This is a genomic window from Tessaracoccus sp. SD287 (genome assembly GCF_017355265.1).
Lineage (GTDB): Bacteria > Actinomycetota > Actinomycetes > Propionibacteriales > Propionibacteriaceae > Aestuariimicrobium.
This window is the reverse complement of sequence record NZ_JADIJQ010000045.1, coordinates 1-17,361: the sequence shown is the minus strand read 5'-3', so window position 1 is coordinate 17,361 and position 17,361 is coordinate 1. Positions and strand designations below refer to the sequence as shown.

Annotated in this window: 14 protein-coding genes and 1 pseudogene; 8 read left to right on the top strand and 7 right to left on the bottom strand. The window is 69.1% G+C overall.

What is annotated here, in order from left to right:
- The first annotated feature begins 19 nt into the window (after window positions 1–19).
- The 4 genes from IPV09_RS13200 (at window position 20) to IPV09_RS13185 (ending at window position 4,855) form a co-directional block, all read left to right on the top strand.
- Window positions 20–682: a response regulator transcription factor gene (locus tag IPV09_RS13200; protein WP_207475732.1), complete on the top strand. Its 663-nt coding sequence runs from the start codon at window positions 20–22 to the stop codon at window positions 680–682.
- 175 nt (window positions 683–857) lie between these two features.
- A complete protein-coding gene (locus IPV09_RS13195) occupies window positions 858–1,646 on the top strand; it encodes an ABC transporter ATP-binding protein (RefSeq protein ID WP_370590332.1) in 789 nt (262 codons plus the stop codon).
- Window positions 1,646–4,069, top strand: a complete 2,424-nt coding sequence (locus tag IPV09_RS13190) for an ABC transporter permease (protein WP_207475729.1) — start codon at window positions 1,646–1,648, stop codon at window positions 4,067–4,069. The genes IPV09_RS13195 and IPV09_RS13190 overlap by 1 nt, the downstream gene beginning before the upstream one ends.
- 162 nt (window positions 4,070–4,231) lie before the next feature.
- Complete coding sequence (locus IPV09_RS13185; RefSeq protein WP_207475728.1) at window positions 4,232–4,855, top strand: RNA polymerase sigma factor; 624 nt, start codon at window positions 4,232–4,234, stop codon at window positions 4,853–4,855.
- Between the two features lie 252 nt (window positions 4,856–5,107).
- Here IPV09_RS13185 and IPV09_RS13180 read toward each other — a convergent pair whose 3' ends face one another.
- The 5 genes from IPV09_RS13180 to IPV09_RS13160 form a co-directional block, all read right to left on the bottom strand.
- Window positions 5,108–5,509 (bottom strand): hypothetical protein, encoded by a 402-nt coding sequence (locus IPV09_RS13180; RefSeq protein ID WP_242681616.1) that lies wholly within the window; start codon window positions 5,507–5,509, stop codon window positions 5,108–5,110.
- Complete coding sequence (locus tag IPV09_RS13175; RefSeq protein WP_207475727.1) at window positions 5,509–6,132, bottom strand: NAD(P)H-dependent oxidoreductase; 624 nt, start codon at window positions 6,130–6,132, stop codon at window positions 5,509–5,511. Before IPV09_RS13175 ends, IPV09_RS13180 begins: the two co-directional genes overlap by 1 nt.
- Window positions 6,133–6,177: 45 nt before the next feature.
- On the bottom strand, window positions 6,178–7,659 hold the full coding sequence (locus IPV09_RS13170) for an MFS transporter (protein WP_370590331.1): 1,482 nt from the start codon (window positions 7,657–7,659) through the stop codon (window positions 6,178–6,180).
- 273 nt (window positions 7,660–7,932) lie between these two features.
- On the bottom strand, window positions 7,933–8,526 hold the full coding sequence (locus tag IPV09_RS13165) for a DUF305 domain-containing protein (protein WP_207475726.1): 594 nt from the start codon (window positions 8,524–8,526) through the stop codon (window positions 7,933–7,935).
- Window positions 8,527–9,014: 488 nt separating this feature from the next.
- Window positions 9,015–9,614 carry a GNAT family N-acetyltransferase gene (locus tag IPV09_RS13160; RefSeq protein WP_207475725.1) on the bottom strand — a complete coding sequence of 200 codons (600 nt, stop codon included), beginning with the start codon at window positions 9,612–9,614 and terminating at the stop codon, window positions 9,015–9,017.
- Between the two features lie 42 nt (window positions 9,615–9,656).
- Between IPV09_RS13160 and IPV09_RS13155 the strand changes: the two genes are divergently transcribed.
- The gene (locus tag IPV09_RS13155; protein ID WP_207475724.1) at window positions 9,657–11,219 is read left to right on the top strand and encodes an SDR family oxidoreductase; all 1,563 of its coding nucleotides are present in this window, start codon (window positions 9,657–9,659) and stop codon (window positions 11,217–11,219) included.
- On the opposite strand, the gene IPV09_RS13150 is transcribed toward IPV09_RS13155, so the two are convergent.
- Together IPV09_RS13150 and IPV09_RS13145 are read right to left on the bottom strand one after the other, a co-directional pair.
- Window positions 11,210–11,608 (bottom strand): hypothetical protein, encoded by a 399-nt coding sequence (locus IPV09_RS13150; protein WP_207475723.1) that lies wholly within the window; start codon window positions 11,606–11,608, stop codon window positions 11,210–11,212. The genes IPV09_RS13155 and IPV09_RS13150 overlap by 10 nt on opposite strands.
- Window positions 11,609–11,636: 28 nt before the next feature.
- Window positions 11,637–12,233: pseudogene (locus IPV09_RS13145) on the bottom strand (DNA-3-methyladenine glycosylase I).
- Between the two features lie 81 nt (window positions 12,234–12,314).
- On the opposite strand from IPV09_RS13145, the gene IPV09_RS13140 reads away from it, so the two are divergent.
- From IPV09_RS13140 to IPV09_RS14450, 3 genes are all read left to right on the top strand, one after another.
- Window positions 12,315–13,799: a CCA tRNA nucleotidyltransferase gene (locus tag IPV09_RS13140; protein ID WP_207475722.1), complete on the top strand. Its 1,485-nt coding sequence runs from the start codon at window positions 12,315–12,317 to the stop codon at window positions 13,797–13,799.
- Window positions 13,800–13,837: 38 nt separating this feature from the next.
- Window positions 13,838–15,847, top strand: coding sequence for a DUF6049 family protein (locus IPV09_RS13135; RefSeq protein WP_207475721.1), 2,010 nt, complete (start codon window positions 13,838–13,840; stop codon window positions 15,845–15,847).
- A 75-nt stretch (window positions 15,848–15,922) separates the two neighbouring features.
- The coding region (locus tag IPV09_RS14450) for a protein kinase family protein (RefSeq protein WP_207475720.1) at window positions 15,923–17,361 on the top strand (1,439 nt) is incomplete at its 3' end.

Sequence of the window (17,361 nt, the reverse complement as noted above, 5' to 3'; positions counted from 1 at the left end):
ACCCGCGCACCCTGGAGGAATCATGAGCCCCATCCGTGTCCTGCTGGTCGATGACCAGTCCCTGGTCCGCAGCGGTTTCCGCATGCTGATCGACTCCGAGGACGACATGGACGTGGTCGGTGAGGCCAGCAACGGGGCCGAGGCGCTGCAGGTGCTGCGCACGACGCCGGTGGACGTGGCGCTGATGGACATTCGGATGCCCGTGATGGACGGTGTCGAAGCCACCCGACGGATCGCCGACTCGGCCCTGGACACCAAGGTGCTGGTCCTGACCACCTTTGACCTGGATGAGTACGTCTTCGCAGCCCTGAAGGCCGGTGCCTCCGGGTTCCTGTTGAAGGATGCCCGCCCCGACGACCTGCTCAGCGCGGTCCGCAACGTGGCCGCCGGAGAGGCCGTGGTCGCGCCATCGGCCACCAAGCGCCTGCTCGAGCACGTGGTGCCGATCCTGCCGAACCGGCCCGGCGCCGAGGACGAGCGTCTGGGCCTGCTGACCGACCGGGAGCGTGAGGTGCTCGTCGAGATCGCCGGCGGCGCCACCAATGCCGAGATCTCGGCGAACCTGTACATGGCCGAGGGAACGGTGAAGACCCACATCGGTCGGCTGTTGTCGAAGCTGCAGTGCCGCGACCGGGTGGGTCTGGTGTTGTTCGCCTACGAGGTCGGCCTGGTCCGCCGCTGAGCAGGACCCCGCCGCCCCGGCGCCACCAGGGGTTCACCCTCCACCTCAGGGTGGAGGCGGTCAGACCATCGGCGCCGCAACGGCGCCCAGTATCAGCCGTGTGGCCGACGCGGCCGACCCGACCGGTTCCGTAGGCTGGTCCGCGTCCCCCGAACACAGGCGAGAAAGGCCGATCGTGACCCAAGTCCCCACCCTTCCCCAGCAGGGCCAGCAGCCCTCCGGACCAGGCCACCACGGCGAACCGCCAGTCGCCGAGGCCGTCGACCTGGTCAAGGTCTACGGCGCGGGCACCGCCCAGGTGGTGGCCCTCAACAGGGTCAACGTGCGTTTCCGTCGGGGATCGTTCACCGCCATCATGGGCCCCTCGGGTTCGGGCAAGTCGACCCTGATGCACAGCCTGGCCGGGCTCGACCGGATCACCGCTGGCCGGGTCTTCCTGGCCGGCAACGAGTTGAACACCCTGTCCGACTGGAAGCTCACCGAGATCCGTCGCGACAAGGTCGGCTTCATCTTCCAGGCGTTCAACCTGCTGCCGACGCTGACCGCGCGGCAGAACATCGTCCTGCCGCTCGACCTGGCCGGCAAGAAGGTGGACGAGGCGCTGTTCAACCAGGTCACCGGCTCGCTGGGCCTGACCGACCGCCTCAAGCACCGTCCGTCCGAACTGTCCGGCGGGCAGCAGCAGCGGGTGGCCATCGCCCGCGCCATGATCACCCGTCCGGACGTGATCTTCGCCGATGAGCCGACCGGAGCCCTGGACACCAGGACCGGGACCCAGCTGTTGGAGTACATGCAGCGCTCGGTGCGCGAGCTGGGCCAGTCGATCATCATGGTCACCCACGACCCGAAGGCGGCCGCCTACGCCGATCGTGCCCTGGTGCTGGTCGACGGCAACATCGTCGACGACCTGACCAACCCGACCATCGAGTCGGTCAACGCCGCCATGGCCCGACTGGAGGCCTGATGCTCGCCGAGGCATGGCGGGAAGTCCGCCACCACCCCGGTCGCGTCGTTGCCACCCTGATCGCGATTGCCATCAGCGTGGCGTTCATCGCCGGTGCCGCCGTCTTCCTGGGCACCGAGCAGGGTGCCATCGGCAAACAGGGGTCGATCCAGTACTCGGCCACCGACGTCGTGGCCACACCCGATTTCGGGCCCGACGGGCAACTGCCGGCCGCAGAGGCGCTGCGCAAGATCGGGGCGGTCCCGGGCGTGGAGGCTGTCGACGCCACCTACGTCACCACCGGGCTGCTGAAGAAGGACGGCGGCTCCCCGGAAATGATGACCCTGCTCAACGTCCCGGCCGAGGGGTTCCGCTGGTCGGATCTCGAGGAGGGCGTCTGGGCGCAGAAGGCCAACGAGTTGACGTTGACCCGCCAGGTCGCCGATGGTCTCGGCGCCTCGGTGGGTGACACCATCGAGATGGACGGGGAGCCGGCCACGGTCGTCGGCATCTCCGACGACCCCACCACCAAGCTGAACGTCTATGCCTACATCGGCATCGAGAAGTTCACCCAGGACCCCGAGGCCACCGTCCAGGGCTACTCGGTGAACCTCACCGACGGCGCCGACGAGGCAGCAGTCATCGCCCAGATCGCCGCGGTGCTGCCCGGGTGGGAGGTGCAGACCGCAGCCGACGCCCAGGATGCCTTCGTCAAGGACCTGGCCACCGGCATCGACGTCTTCCGCTACCTGTTCGGCGTCTTCCAGTTCATCGCGATCCTGGTCGGCATGATCATCATCGCCAACACCTTCACGATCCTGATCACCCAGCGCCGCCGCCAGATCGGCCTGCTGCGCGCCGTCGGCGCCTCCAGTGGCCAGGTCCAGCGCAAGTTCCTCGCCGAGGCGGTCGTCCTGGGGGCGCTCGGTTCGCTGGGCGGCATCCTGCTGGGCTACCTGATCGCGGCGGCGGGCTCCTGGTGGACGGGGTCGCTGCAGTTCGGCATCTCCTTCCCGTGGTTGTGGCTGGCCATCGCCTTCGTCATCGGGGTGGTGGTGACGGTGGCCGCGTCGTTCATCCCGATCATGAAGACGACCCGCGTCTCGCCGCTTGAGGCGCTGCAGCCGGTGCTGAATGCCGACGCCGCAAAGCGGGTCTCGCGCATTCGCGCGGTCGTGATCGCCGTCCTGTTCGCGATCGGCGTGGTGATGGCGCTGGTCTCGTTCTACGGGCCGGAGGACCCGTCGCTGTACTGGGCGTTGGGCTCGGCCTTCTTCCTGGTGATCGCCGTGCTGTTCGGTGCCCCGCTCTACATCCCGACCCTGTTGCGCCTGGTGGGCCGACTGGTCTCGTGGCGCGGACCCACCGCCCGCCTGGCCGTGATGAACTCCGCCCGCAACCCGCAGCGGGCGGCAGCCACCTCAGTGGCCCTGATGCTGGCGATGGGGCTGATCGTCACCATGCAGGTCGGCACCGCCACCATCCGCACCACCCTGGTCAGCGAGATCGAGCAGATGTACCCCGTCGACATGTCGGTGACGAGCCTGGACAAGCCGCTGAGCAAGAGCGACGCGGAACTGGTGCGCAATCTGCCGAACATCGACCAGATCACCGAGCTGCGGGGGGGTCCGATCATCACCCAAGACCAGCAGTACCTCTCGGTGATCTCGGCTGACCAGAACCTGAACAAGGTGGCCACCACCCTGCCGGCGTCGGTGCCCGACGGGGTCGCCTACACCAGCGGCCCCTACGAGGACGGTTCCCAGTTGACCGTCACCCTCGACAACGGCACCTCGGTCACCCTGACCATCAAGACCTACAACGAGGTTGGCTACGGTTACCTGCTCGTCTCGGAGCAGACGATGGACACGCTGGTGGAGCAGCCCGGCGTGATGGGCTACTGGATCAAGGCCAAGGATCGCGGCCAGATGGCCGAGATGCAGTCCGAACTGGTGCCCATCCTGATCAACTCCCCGGTGGCGATCGGCGGCGGTGCGCTGCTGGCCGACCTGATCAACACCGTGCTGGACGTGATCCTGCTGGTGGTGACCGGCCTGCTGGCGGTGGCGGTGACCATCGCCCTGGTCGGTGTGGCCAACACCCTGGGGCTGTCGGTGATCGAACGGACCCGTGAGTCGGCGCTGCTGCGGGCGCTCGGCATGAAGCGGGCCTCGCTACGCATCATGCTGCTGATCGAGGCCATCCTGTTGGCCATCGTCGGCACCCTGGTGGGTCTGGTGGGCGGCAGCTTCCTGGCCTGGATGGGCATCCGCGGGGTCTTTCGCACCGTGGGCATTCCCGTGGAGGACTTGAAGTTCGACATCAACCCTTGGCAGACGCTGATCCTGCTGGGCGTGGCCGTGCTGTTCGCAGCCCTGGCCTCCATCCTGCCCGGCCGCCGCGCCGCCTCGGCGAGCCCCACCGAGGCGCTCAATACCGAGTAGTCCGTGCTCGTCGAGTCCGTGCTCGTCCTGATGGCCCCCACCGCTGCGGTAGGGGCCATCACGGGTGTCGGGGCCTGAACGGGCAACACTTCCCGGGAACGGACAACACCGTGGCGGGCCGGGACAGCACCCTGGACAACGGGAGCCGCGTGGACTGGCCTCATGCCCTTCACCGCCGCAGACCGCCTGCTGTTGACCCAATTGACCCGCCCCGACCGGGCCACCGTGACCGACGACGACGCGCTGCTGGTGCTGCTGGCCATGGCACAGACCGGCGATGAGGAGGCCGGGGAGCGGCTCTTGTCGGCGATGGCCTTTCGACTGGCCGGCATGGCCAGGTCGAGCACCCAGACCCCGTTTGCGCACTTCGTGTCCACGGCGTGGTTCGTGATCAGCGGGTTCAACCTGCAGCGACGCCACAAGGTGCTCACCAACCTCACCATGGACTGCCTGAAACAGGTCACCCGCGACCGGGTCGGCCGCTGGGACCTTCGCACCGTCCCCCACCCCGACCCCGACCTGTGGGACCTTCCCGTAGCCCTGGCGGCCGGTGGTCGACGGCGCGAGCACGGCGAGGCCAGGGCGGTGCTGGACGAGGCGAGCGCACGGCGACTGATCGACGAGCCCACCCGGCGCGTCCTGGATGCCGTCTACCTGGAGGGGCTCACCGGTCGGGAGACCGCCGCCCGGCTGGGTGGGACCGTCGACTCGGTGCGCTACCGCTGCAGTCGGGCGCTGCGGCTGCTGCGGAAGCACCAGGACGACCTGGGGGTAGCATTGAGATGAGCGCGCGTGAGGCAGGACCACGGTGATGGTCACGAAAGCATCACGACCGGCGAGTTGCGTCAAACATAAGAAATCCCTGATACTGTCTGACACAAGCACGAGGACGATCGCAGCGTCGCGATACCGCGTAGCCACCGAATCGCCCGGGGGGCTGCTGGGGGTGACCAGCAGCCCCTCGGTGCATTTCCTGAGAGTTTCTCAGGTGAATCTTCCGGTCGAGGCGGGCCGCGCCACCATCCTCCGCACGAGCGTTCAGCCCTGGTCGAGCCGCCACTCCAGGAAGGTGGTCAGGTCTCCGGAGTCGCCGTCCCGGGCCCCCCTGCCGACCACCAGCGGGGGTGGCGTCGGCTGCAGGGCGACCCCGCGCAGCCGCTGACGCCAACCGCCCGGCACGGTCAACACGTAGTAGTGGCCGTCCTCGCCGACGGCGATCGACTGGTTGGCGCGGATGTACCAGCCACGTTTGTCGGTCCTCACGACGTGGCCGTCCATCAGCCGCGCCATCAGCGGCACGGTCGGGATGCCGCGGGCGCGGGCCTGCTCGACGAACCCGTCGACCAGGAGCTGGGCCCGGGCCGACTCGTTGAGGGCATGGCTGCGGCTCAACTGGTCCCGGATCTCGGCGTCGCGACGACGCTGGGACTGCTGGTCCATCAGAACGTCCGGGCGAACTCGGTGAGCCGGGCGATGGCCTCGTCCATGATCTGCTGGGCGCTGTCGGGGGCGTGGTCCATGCCCTCGGCGAAGATCTCGTGGTAGTCGCTGACGCCGATGAACCCGAAGACCTTGCGCAGGTAGTCCGAGGCGGGGTCCTGGCCGTGGAAGTGACCGCCGTTGGTCTGCAGGTGCAAACCCTTCTTGCCCGTGACCAGACCCACCGCGCTGCCATCAGCGGTGTAGCGGAACGTCTTGCCGGCGACGCAGACGGTGTCGATCCAGGCCTTCAACCGGGTGGGAATGCTGAGGTTCCACAGCGGGTTCACCACGACGAACTTGTCGGCATGCATGAACTGCTCGCCGAGCTTGTCGAAGATGGTCAGCTTCGCCTGCTCACTGGGGTGCAGGTGGACGAATGGCTCGCCCTGGCCCAGCTTGTTCCATCCGTTGAGCAGGTCGAGGTCGATCTCTGGCACGGCCACGTTGTACAGGTACAACTGCTCGACGCGGTCGTCGGGGTGGGCGTCCCGGTAGGCGGCGACGAAGGCATCGGCGAGTTGCATCGACCGCGATGCAGTGGAGTCGAGCGGGTGGGCTCTCACGACGAGGAGTTCGGCCATGGGGCAGTCCCTTCACTGGGCAATGCCCCATTGTTGCCGACAACCTCAGGCGTCAGTGCTGCGGGGGGCGGTTGGTTCGATGCGCTCTGCCACCGGCTCGAAGAAGCGGTCAGGGTCGTGCTGGCCGGCGTGCTCCACGGGGTCCAGCGCGGCGGCCGCGTCCGGGGGGCCACCAATGTGGGTGCCGCGGTTGAAGCCCTCGTCGCCGTAGCGCGCCGATCGCCACCAGAACAGGCCGGCCATCAGCAGGTAGAACACGCCCATGCCGACGAAGACCCTGGTGTCGAATCCGGTCGGGGGCAGCAGCCAGACGGCGATGAACGCCGATCCGACCAGGGCGGCGTTGAAGAGCACGTCGTAGATGACGAAGACGCGGCCCTTGAACCGGTCGTCGACGTGGGCCTGGACGACCGTGTCCACGCAGACCTTGACCGACTGGGCGAACAGGCCCAGCAGGAAGCCGGCCACCAGCAGCGGCACCCGCTGGAAGATGGAGCCCGGCAGGATCTGGACGATGCCGCTGGCCACCAGCAGCACCAGGATGGTCCTGCGGACGCCGATCCGATGGGCGATCGGGGGCACCAGCGCTGCGGACAGGACGAATCCGACCCCGGTGGCCGCCCCCCACAGGGCAATGTCGGCCAGGGCCGCATTGGCGTCCTCGACCGGGTGGAACGAGTTGCGGTACCCCAGGATCATGCCGACGCTCATCAGCCCGAAGGCGAGGCGCTGCAGGAAGATCATCAGCAGGCCCAGCGCCGAGGGTCCCTGGTCGTTGAGGTGCGCCAGGCCTTCCTTCATGCCAACGACCACCTCGCGGGCGCTGACCTGGTGGTCGACCGGCTCGGGGCCGAGTTCGTGCTTCTGGAATCGCATCGACAGGGCCACGGCGCCCGCGAAGAGCAGGAAGGCGCAGCCGAAGACCAGCGCGTCGGCCTGGTGGACCTCGAGCCAGTGCGGTGACAGGCCCAGCCTCAGGGCGCCGGCGATGGCGCCCCCGATCAACACCCCCGCCGGGCCGATCATGGGCATCACCGAGCTGGCCGTCAGGTATTCGCCCTTGTCAATCGTGTACGGAAGGCCGGCGGTCAGCGCGGCCATCAGGAATCGGTTGAGGCTCATCGCGACCAACAGCAGCAGCATCATCGTCAGCTGGATGCCTGCCGAACGGTCGCCGGTGAGCACCAGCCCGGCCAGGGCCAGCGCGATCCCGCCACGGATGGCGTCGGTAATGGCCAGCACCCGCTGCCGGGGCCAGCGGTCCAGCACGACCGAGACGAAGGGGCCGATGATCGAGAACGGCAGCAGCGTGATGCTCAGCACCATCGCAATGGCCCAGGCGTTGGGCTGCTGCTGCGGAGAGAACAGCACGTAGCTGGCCATGCCGACCTGCAGGGTGCCGTCGGCTGCCTGGGTGGTGACGCGCACGGCCATGATCTTGCGGAACTGCGGGTGTCGCCACAGTCGCTTCAGGCTGTGCACGAACTCCACGCGCGTCTCCCCTTCGGTTCGACCCATCGGGCGCATGGGCTGTGCCAAGAGTACCGAGCGGCGCTGCCTTCCCCGCACTCATTCAGGGCAGGATCGGGGGAATCGGCCGAGGGTCCTACTCGAGCAGGACCGTCGTCCGAGGCGGCACCCGCCGATGCGTGCCCTAACGCCTCTGGCCGGGCGTGGTCGACGTTGACACACAAGTCCCCCAGAGCACGTGCCCTGTCATATGGCAGGGCACGTGCTCTGGGGGACTTGTTTGTTGACAGGGACCCGCGGTGCCGGCGGCCGCCTCGAGCTCGAATGCAGTCAGGACATCGCCTTCATCCGGGCAATCTCCTCTGTTTGTGTCTTCACGACCGCTTCGGCGAGTGCTTTCACCTCAGGGTTCTGCGTGGTGGTGAGCACCTGCTCGGCCATGGTGACTGCGCCCTCGTGATGCTTGATCATCAGGCTCACCCACTGCCTGTCGAACTCGGCACCCTCGGCCGCCTGCAGCGCGTCCATTTCGCTCTTGGTCATCATTCCGCCGGACCCGTGGTCCATGGTGGCGGGGGCCCCGGAGACGCCCCAGTCCTGGAGCCAGCCCTCCATCGTCGTGATTTCTGGATCCTGGGCGGCCTTGATCTCGGTGGCCAGGTCTCGAACCTGCTGCGATGCGCTGGTCTTGGCCAGGGCGATGTCGGCCATCTCAATGGCCTGCTGATGGTGCGGAATCATCATCTGCGCGAACATGACGTCACCGGCACGAGCAGCCTCGTTCGAGGCCGTGGAAGGCGCAGAGCTGGTGGACGTCGGGACGGCTGAGGGAGTGCCTGCGGTGGAGTCGGAGCAGGCGGCCAGCGCTCCTGGCAAGATCAGCGCCACGGCTGTGGCGCTGAAGCGGCGGGCAATGCGGTTCATGGTGATTCCTCTCCATGGGGATTGGCGGGACGTGCTGCTGATGCTCCTCGGAAGGAGGCGAACAACGCGGCCAAGTCTCACCTCGACCTGACAAAGGTTTGGTCGCGTTCAGGTCAAGATTCTGTGAAGAATGTCATCCCTGCCCGCGGTCAGCGCTCAAGCACCTCAGCGCATCGCCCTGATCAGGTCCTGACCCGCCTGGAACTCCTCAGCGTCAATCTCTCCGCGCGCGAACCTGCGCATCCGGGCTCAGGGCCCTGGTGGTCGAGGACGAGACGGCGCTTGCCGAAGTGGTCGCCAGCTATCTGGAGCGCGATGGCTTCGCCGTCCAGATCGTCAGGGCATGCACGCCGGCCTGCCCGGGCACAGCTTCGTCCTGATCGACAAGGACGGCACCCAACGCTGGTACGGCGAATACCCGTCGATGTGGCTCAACCCCGACGAACTGCTGGCGGAAGTCACCCAGCGGCTGTGGCCCGCGCCGACCGTTACTGGTCCCCGCGTCGGCGCAGGCGTTCCCGCAGCCCGAGTCTCACCGTGGGCCACTCGCTCTCGATGATCGAGAACACCACCACGTCACGCAGCGTCCCGTCGCGCCAGAGGTCGTGGTTGCGCAGCACGCCGTCCTGTTTGGCGCCCAGAGCAGCGATCGCCCGGCGCGAGCGCTGGTTGTGCCAGTGGGTCCGCAGTTCCACCGCGACACAGCACAGGGTGTCGAAGGCGTGGGTCAACTGCAGCAGCTTGATGTCGGCATTGATGCCGCTGCCCTGGGCGCTGCTGGCGATCCAGGTCGAGCCAATCTCCAGGCGCCGGTTGTCGGGTCGGATGTTCAGAAGGGTGGTGACCCCGACCAGGCGCTGGTCGCTGTTGCGCCGAATCGCCCAGGGCACCACCGTCCCGGTCCGGTGGGCGCGCAGCCTGCTGGCGATGTCCTCGGCCATGGCGTCGGGGTGCGGCAGCCGGGTGTACCACAGCGAGTACAGCTCGTCCTCGCTGATGGCGGCGGCCAGTTCGTCGCCGTGCTCGGGCGACAGCGGTTCCAGGGTCGCGAGCCCTCCCCGCAGGGTCGGAATCTGCAGGAAATCCATGCGAGCAGGCTACTACCGCCCCGCGCCGCATAACGTGGTCACATGTCGACCAGTCCTGAACCCGTCCCCGAGCACGATTCACCGTTGGAGCTCTCACTGCCGGACGGCGCCGGGCGCCGGGTGCTGGTGACCGGTGCCACCGGGTATGTCGGCGGACGGCTCATTCCCGAACTCCTGGCGGCCGGTTTCGCGGTGCGGGCAACGGCGCGGCACCCGGCCGACCTGGACTCCCGGCCGTGGCGATCCTCGGTGGAGGCGGTCAAGGCCGACCTGCAGGACGCCGACGAGGTGCGCGCCGCCATGCAGGACGTGCACACGGTGGTCTACCTGGTCCATTCCATGGGTTCGGGCGACGACTTCATCGAGCGTGAACACCAGATCGCCACCACCGTGGCCCGGGCCGCCGAGACCGCTGGGGTGCGCCAGATCGTCTACCTGGGGGGTCTGCACCCCGACAAGGACGCCGACGAGCTGTCCGACCACATGCGCAGCCGTGAGCAGGTCTCCCAGGTGCTGCTGGACGCGCCGGTGCCGGCCCTGGTCTTCGAGGCGGCGGTGGTGATCGGCTCGGGATCGGTGTCCTTCGAGATGATCCGCCACCTGACCGAGGTGCTGCCGCTGATGCCGGGGCCGGCCTGGCTGGACAACCTGATCGAGCCGATCGCGATCCGTGACGTCCTGTACTACCTGGCCCACGCCTGCGCCCTGGCCGAGCCCGTCAACCGCAGCTTCGACATCGGGTGCGGGCAGTCGCAGACCTTCAAGTCGATGATGTCGGACTACGCCGAGGTGGCCAGGTTGGCGACCCGTCGCATCTGGTCGCTGCCGATACCGGCGCCGCGGCTGTCCGGTTTCTGGATCGGCATGGTCACCCCGATTCCCCGTGGCATCGCGATGCCGCTGGCGGCGTCCATGGCCGAGGATGCCGTCACCGAGGAACACGACATTGCCGGCATCATCCCCGACCCGCCCACCGGGTTGACCTCCTATCGCGAGGCCTGCCGTCGCGCCATCGCCCGGCAACTCGCCGGTGACGTCCCGGCGACCTGGGACGACGACGTGCTGTCCTCCCGGGACCCGGCCGACCCGTTGCCGTCCGACCCCGACTGGGCCGGCCACACCGTCTACACCGACGTCCGCGAACGCCACGGTCAGGCCTCGCCGGCCTCGGTGTGGCGGGCCATCGAGTCCATTGGTGGGACGACGGGCTGGTACTCGGCCCCGGCGCTGTGGCGAATTCGCGGACTGATTGACCAGGCGCTGGGCGGTTACGGCCTGGCCCGCGGCCGGCGCGACCCCGACCAGCTGCGGGTCAACGACCACGTGGACTGGTGGCGGGTCGAGGAGATCAAGGAGGGCCAGTTGTTGACCCTGCGCGCCGAGATGAAGGTCGGCGGACGGGCCTGGCTGCAGTTGCGGGTGACCCCCGATGAGGGCGGTGGCTCCAACTATCGCCAGCGTGCGGTGTTCATGCCGCAGGGGCTGCTGGGACGGCTCTACTGGCGGGCCATCCTGCCCTTCCACGCCCTGGTCTTTCCGGCCATGGCCCGCAACATCCTGCAGACCGCCCAGCAGCTGGACGTCGCCGCCCCGGCTCAGGACTGAGTGGGGGCCTCGGGTGCAGGGCTCGGCAGCTCGTGACGATAGGTCCAGGACGTGAGCGCGGTGCCCAGCATCACCAGCAGCACCCCGAGGAAGATGTGCACCGCCGTGGCACCCCGCTGGCCCAGCGCGAACTGCACCGCGGCGGCCACCGCCAGCAGGAGGGCCAGGGTCACGTTCACTCGTCCGGCCACACGCCTCATGGCGACGTAGACCACTGCCGCGGCGAGGCACAGGCCGAGGGTCACCAATGCCCCGACCCGGTGGTGGTTGCGGTACTGACCCTCACCGCCAAGGAAGGCAGCGGCCCACCCGGCCTGTCCGATCAGCGCACTCAGCACCACCGTCACGACGGTGCGCAGCACGATCAGGGGAAGCGGTGGCATGGTCACGGACCCATCGTGGCACGCGGCTGGGCATCTACCCGGGATCGGCGGATTTACCCGACTCGGCGCGCCAACAGCCGGCCAGGTGGTCATCGACCATGCCCGTGGACTGCATCAGCGCATACATCGTGGTCGGACCGACGAACCTGAATCCTCGCCGCCGCAACTCCTTGCTCATGGCCGTCGACTCGGGGGTGACGGCCTGGTAGTCGGCCATGGTCCGGGGACGCGGCCGCGGCGCGGGGGCGAACGACCACAGCACCTCGTCCAGGCCACCCTCGGCCATCCCCGCCACCAGCCGGGCATTGCCGATCGTGGCCTCGATCTTGGCCCGGTTGCGGATGATGCCCGCGTCCGCCATCAGCCGCTCGACGTCGGCCTCGCCGAAGCCGACCACGACGGCGGGCTCGAAGCCGGCAAAGACCTCGCGGAACCGCGGCCGCTTGCGCAGGATCGTGAGTCACGAGAGTCCGGCCTGGAACCCCTCCAGGGCGACCTTCTCGAACAGCGGCCGGTCACCGTGCAACGGGCGGCCCCACTCCTGGTCGTGGTAGCGCTGGTAGTCGGGGTCGGCACCCGCCCAGCCGCAGCGGGTCACCCCGTCGGCGCCGACGCTCAGGTCCGAATCCATGGGCGCCAGCCTAGGGCGAGGCCGGGCACCCCGTCGTGGTCGCGCCGGGACCCGGTGATCACCCCGGTAGACTCAGCGCTCGTGTCCCACCATGACTCGCTGACCCGCGACCAGCGCCGCGCACTCGACGAACTGCTCGCCGCGACCCCGGTGATCGGGGAACTCGGCGCCCTGTTCGCCGCGGCCGGCCACGACCTGTTCCTGGTCGGCGGGTCCGTGCGTGACGTGCTGCTCGGCAGTCTGGTCCACGACCTCGACTTCACCACCTCGGCCGACCCCGACACCAGCCAGAAGCTGTTGCGCCGCGCCACTGACACGGTGTGGGACATTGGCAAGGACTTCGGCACCATTTCGGCCAAGAAGACCACCCTGGACGCCTACGACAACCCCGTCGAGTGGATCCTGGAGGTCACCACCTACCGTGCCGACAGCTATCGCAGCGACTCCCGCAAGCCCGAGGTCAACTTCGGCGACTCCCTGGACGACGACCTGATTCGGCGCGACTTCACCGTCAACGCCATGGCCATCCACGCCAGCACCGGCGCCTTCGTCGACCCGCACGGCGGCCTGGACGACCTGCGCTCGCGGTTGCTGCGGACCCCGTTCGCACCCGAGCGCAGCTTCAGCGACGACCCCTTGCGGATGATGCGCGCCGCCCGGTTCTCGAGCCAACTCGGCTTCGACATCGAGCCGGCGACCCGGCAGGCGATGACCGACCTGGCCGAACGGATCGAGATCATCAGCGCCGAACGGGTCCGCGACGAGCTGTCCCACCTGCTGCTCACCCCCCACCCGCGCCGCGGGCTGACCGCGCTGGTCGACAGCGGACTGGCCGCGCGCATCCTGCCCGAGCTGCCCGCCCTGCAACTGGAGACCGACGAGCACCACCACCACAAGGACGTCTACGAGCACAGCCTGACCGTGCTGGAACAGTCGATCGCCCTGGAGGCGGCCCGCGGCCACGCACCCGACCTGGTCGGACGTCTGGCAGCCCTGCTGCATGACATCGGCAAGCCCGCCACCCGCCGGTTCGAGCCGGGCGGGCGGGTCAGCTTCCATCATCACGACGTCGTCGGCGCCAAACTCACCCGCAAGCGGATGAAGGCCCTGCGCTTCAGCAAGGAGCAGATCGAGGCCGTCTCGACGCTGGTCGATCTGCACCTGCGCTTCCACGGGTACGCCGACGTGATGGCCGCCGACGGCACCGGGTGGACCGACTCGGCCGTGCGCCGCTACGTCCGCGACGCCGGCCCACACCTGGAACGACTGCACATCCTGACGCGCAGCGACTGCACCACCCGCAACCAGCGCAAGGCCGCCCGCCTGCGCGCCGCCTATGACGACCTCGAGGCACGCATCGCTGAGTTGGCCGAGCAGGAGGAGCTCAATGCCATGCGTCCCGACCTGGACGGCACCCAGATCATGGCGCACCTGGGCATCGGGCCCGGCCCCGAGGTCGGCCAGGCCTACAAGTTCCTGCTCAACCTGCGGATCGAACGGGGCTCCCTGGGGCAGGACGCCGCCCGTGCTGCCCTCGACGAGTGGTGGCAGGCCCGCCACGCCTGAACGGGCCGTGACTGCGGCCGCCTGCAAGAATGGGGACCGTGACCAGGACCGTCGTGACCCGCGCGCTGATGCTGGCCCTGGCCTGCCTGCTCGCCCTGGTCGGAGCCCTGTCCAGTCCGGCCACGGCACCTGCCGACGAAGGCAAGGTCAGCATCCGCCTCCAGTCGGTCACCCCGGACGCCCTGACGGCTGACGGCACCGTCACCATCACCGGACAGGTCACCAACACCAGCGCGGTGGCAATGACCCAGGTTCAGGTGTCGTTCTGGCGGTCCACCGACCCGGTCACCAGTGACGCCGACGTCGACCTGCTGCTCCGCTCGGCCTGGGACGCCCCGATCGGTGCCCGCGGCACCGCCGACCAGAACCTGTTCAACATCACCACCGACCAGGAGCCCGCCCTGCAGCCGGGAGTGACCAGGTCGTTCACGGTGACCGCCACCGTGGCCCAGTTGGGCTTCACCAACCCGGGCCCCGGTACTGCATTCCTGGCCGGGGTGCATGTGCGCGGCATCCCCGTGGGCGACGTCAACCAGACCCTGGGACGTGCCCGCCTGTTCCTGCCCTGGCAGCCGGCCACCGCCGCCCGGGTGGCGCCGGTCGTCCTGTTGACCAGCGCACCCTCCCTGGCCCTCGACGGCACTCTGACCGACGACCACGTCGCCGGGGAACTGAGCGGACGCCTCGCCACCCTGCTGCGCGCCGCCGAGCTGCCGGGAGCGACGGTGTTGGTCGACCCGGCCCTGATCGACGAACTGCGCACCATGTCCGACGGATACCGGGTGGCCGGGGCGATGGTGCCCGCGGACGACCCACGGGCGGTGTCAGCGCGCGACTGGCTGGCCCGCTTCGAGGCCCTCACCGGCAAAATCCACCGCACCCCCTACGGCAACCCGGATCTCGCCGCGGCCGCCGCGGACAAACGCGTGGAGGTCATCCAGCGGGCGCAGAAGGCGCTGCCACCCGACCACGAGCTGGCCTCGCTGCCGTTGGCCGTCTGGCCCGAACGGGCGGGTCTGGATGCGACGGCGCGAGCCTTTGTGGCACCGCTGAAGCCCTCCCTGTGGGTGCAACCGGCGGGCATCGACGGCCGTTTCAGCCTGCCCGACGGATCGTCGCTGGTCACCTATGAGCCCGCCATCACCCAGGGCGGCCCCGGGCCCGATCCGCGCGACAGCCTGCCGCAACGTCGTGGACGACTGCTCAGCGAACTGGTGCTGGCGCCGCATCCGACCGTGCTGGCGGTGCGCACCGCCGAGGACGCCGCCACCGCCCTGTCGCTGCCGTCGTGGGTGCGGACCGTTGCCCTGGACGAGGTGGCGACCGCTCCGGGCGGCCCCCCGCAGAGCCTTCCCCCCACCACGACCCCGTTGTCCCAGGTGTGGGGGTCCATCAACCAGAACCATCGCCGCATCACCGGCTGGTACGACCTGATCGGGGTCGCCAATGATGGCGCCCTGCCCGCCGCCCAGATCGCGAGTCGGGCCGCCAACCCGCGCCTGGGCAGCGCCGCGGTCTCCTGGCTCGACCGGTCCACCGCGTCGATCCCGGCGAACCTGTCGGCGGCCGGCGTCTCGTTGCAGATGGCCGAGACCTTCGTGCTGGGCGACAGCACCGGCACCTTGCCGATCACCATCACCAACTCCTCGGACCACGCCGTCCGGGTCAAGGTGCGGATGACCTCCGACAATGCCCAGCGCATCACCATCCCCGACACCGACCTGGTCACGGTGCCCGCCCGCTCCTCGGTGTCGGTGCAGTTCACCCCGCGGGCCAACAGCAACGGGGTGGTCGAGTTCACCGCCCAGGCGCTCACCCAGGGCAACCTGGCCGTCGGCGCCGAGCAGCGCTTCAGCGTCAATGCCACCGACTTCGGACGGGTCGGCTGGCTGATCATCATCGCCTCGGGTGTCGTCGTGCTGGGGGGAACAGCCATGCGGATCAAGCAGGTGCAGCGCGAGCGGGTCGAGCAGTCGCCGCCGGTCGCCGCCGCTTCGACTTCCTCGGCGACGCCCCGCCACGACACGAGTTCGCGTCCCCACCCCTGAGTAGGTTGTTGAACACTGCGCTCGGGCACACTGGACCCAGGAACTTCTAGGTGGACCACCACGGTGAGGAACGGCATGCACCACGACGAGGCGGGGGACGAGACCCCACGTTCGCGGTGGCCGCACGCCGATGACCCCGAGGACACCGGACAGCAGTTCTTCGACCAGGAGGAGTACTCGGCCCCGGTGTGGGACAGCTGGTCGGACAACCCGGAGACCTTCCCCCTGGCCAACCCCGGCTCCGCGTTCACCCGCGAGGCGCACGCCGCCGATCCCTACGGGCGGCCCGGGGCGCCCGCCGCGACGGGCACCGCCGCGACCGACGACGAGGAGTCGACCGAGTCGTGGCACTTTCCCGACACCATGGGCGTCGAGGTCGACGCCGGCGGTGACACCGACCGGGACGAGGACACCAGTCCCATCATCGAGGAACTGACCACCGGGCTGGTGGTCGCCGACCGCTACCGGCTCGAGGAACGCCTGGTCAGCCGCAACCACGCCCACAGCTGGCGCGCCTTCGACCAGAAGCTGTCCCGTCCGGTGATGTTGCACCTGCTGGAGGCCGACCGGCAGCGCAACGACCAGGTGCTGGACGCCGCCCGCCGCTCGGCGATCGCGACCGACTCCCGGTTCCTGCGGGTGCTGGACGCCATCAACGGAGGAGACGTGGCAGTGCCCGGGCTGGGTGCCTGCATCGTCTCGGAGTACGTGCCGGGGCATTCGCTGGAGACGCTGCTCGCGTCGGGGCCATTGAGCGGCACCGAAGCCGCCTGGGTGGTGCGCGAACTGGCCGACGCCCTGGTGCCCATGCACGCCAAGGGTCTTTTCCACCAACAGCTCACCCCTGACACCGTGGTGGTCACCGCCACCGGCAACGTCAAGATCGTCGGCTTCCTCATCGAAGAGGCGATGCACCCCAGCACCGAGCACGGGCTGGTCGAACCCGACTCCTGGTCGGTCCTGCAGGAGTCCGACGTGCGGGCCCTGGGCCAGTTGTTGTACGCCACCCTGGTCAACCGGTGGCCGGCCCCCCACTCCCAGGCCGACCGCCGGCACTGGGGCATGGCGGCGGCCCCCATGGACGGACACGGCTGGCTGACCCCCCGGCAGGTGCGGGCAGGAGTCGCCCCTGCCCTGGACGTGGTCTGCGACCAGGTGCTGAGCCAAGTGCCCCGCACCGGTGCCGCCCCGATCACCACCGCCGCCCAACTGGACGATGCCCTGTCGAGGGTGCTGGGCACCATTGACGCCTCCGCTGACCTGGAGCACCGGGTGCGCTACCCGGTGACGCCCGAACCCACCGGCGGGGTGGCCCGCGTCGCCGGGGCCAGCCCCGGCCCGCGACCCAGCGGTCCCTCCCCCAGCGCCACCGGGGCCCACGACGACCCCGACGGCAACCCCCGCCCCGCGCCCACCCCCCCCCCTCCACCCAACCCGCGCGCGACGGCGGCCTTGGGACGCGACCAGTTGTGCCACCCCACGCCACCCCCCCGTCACCTGCTGGGCGTCCTGTC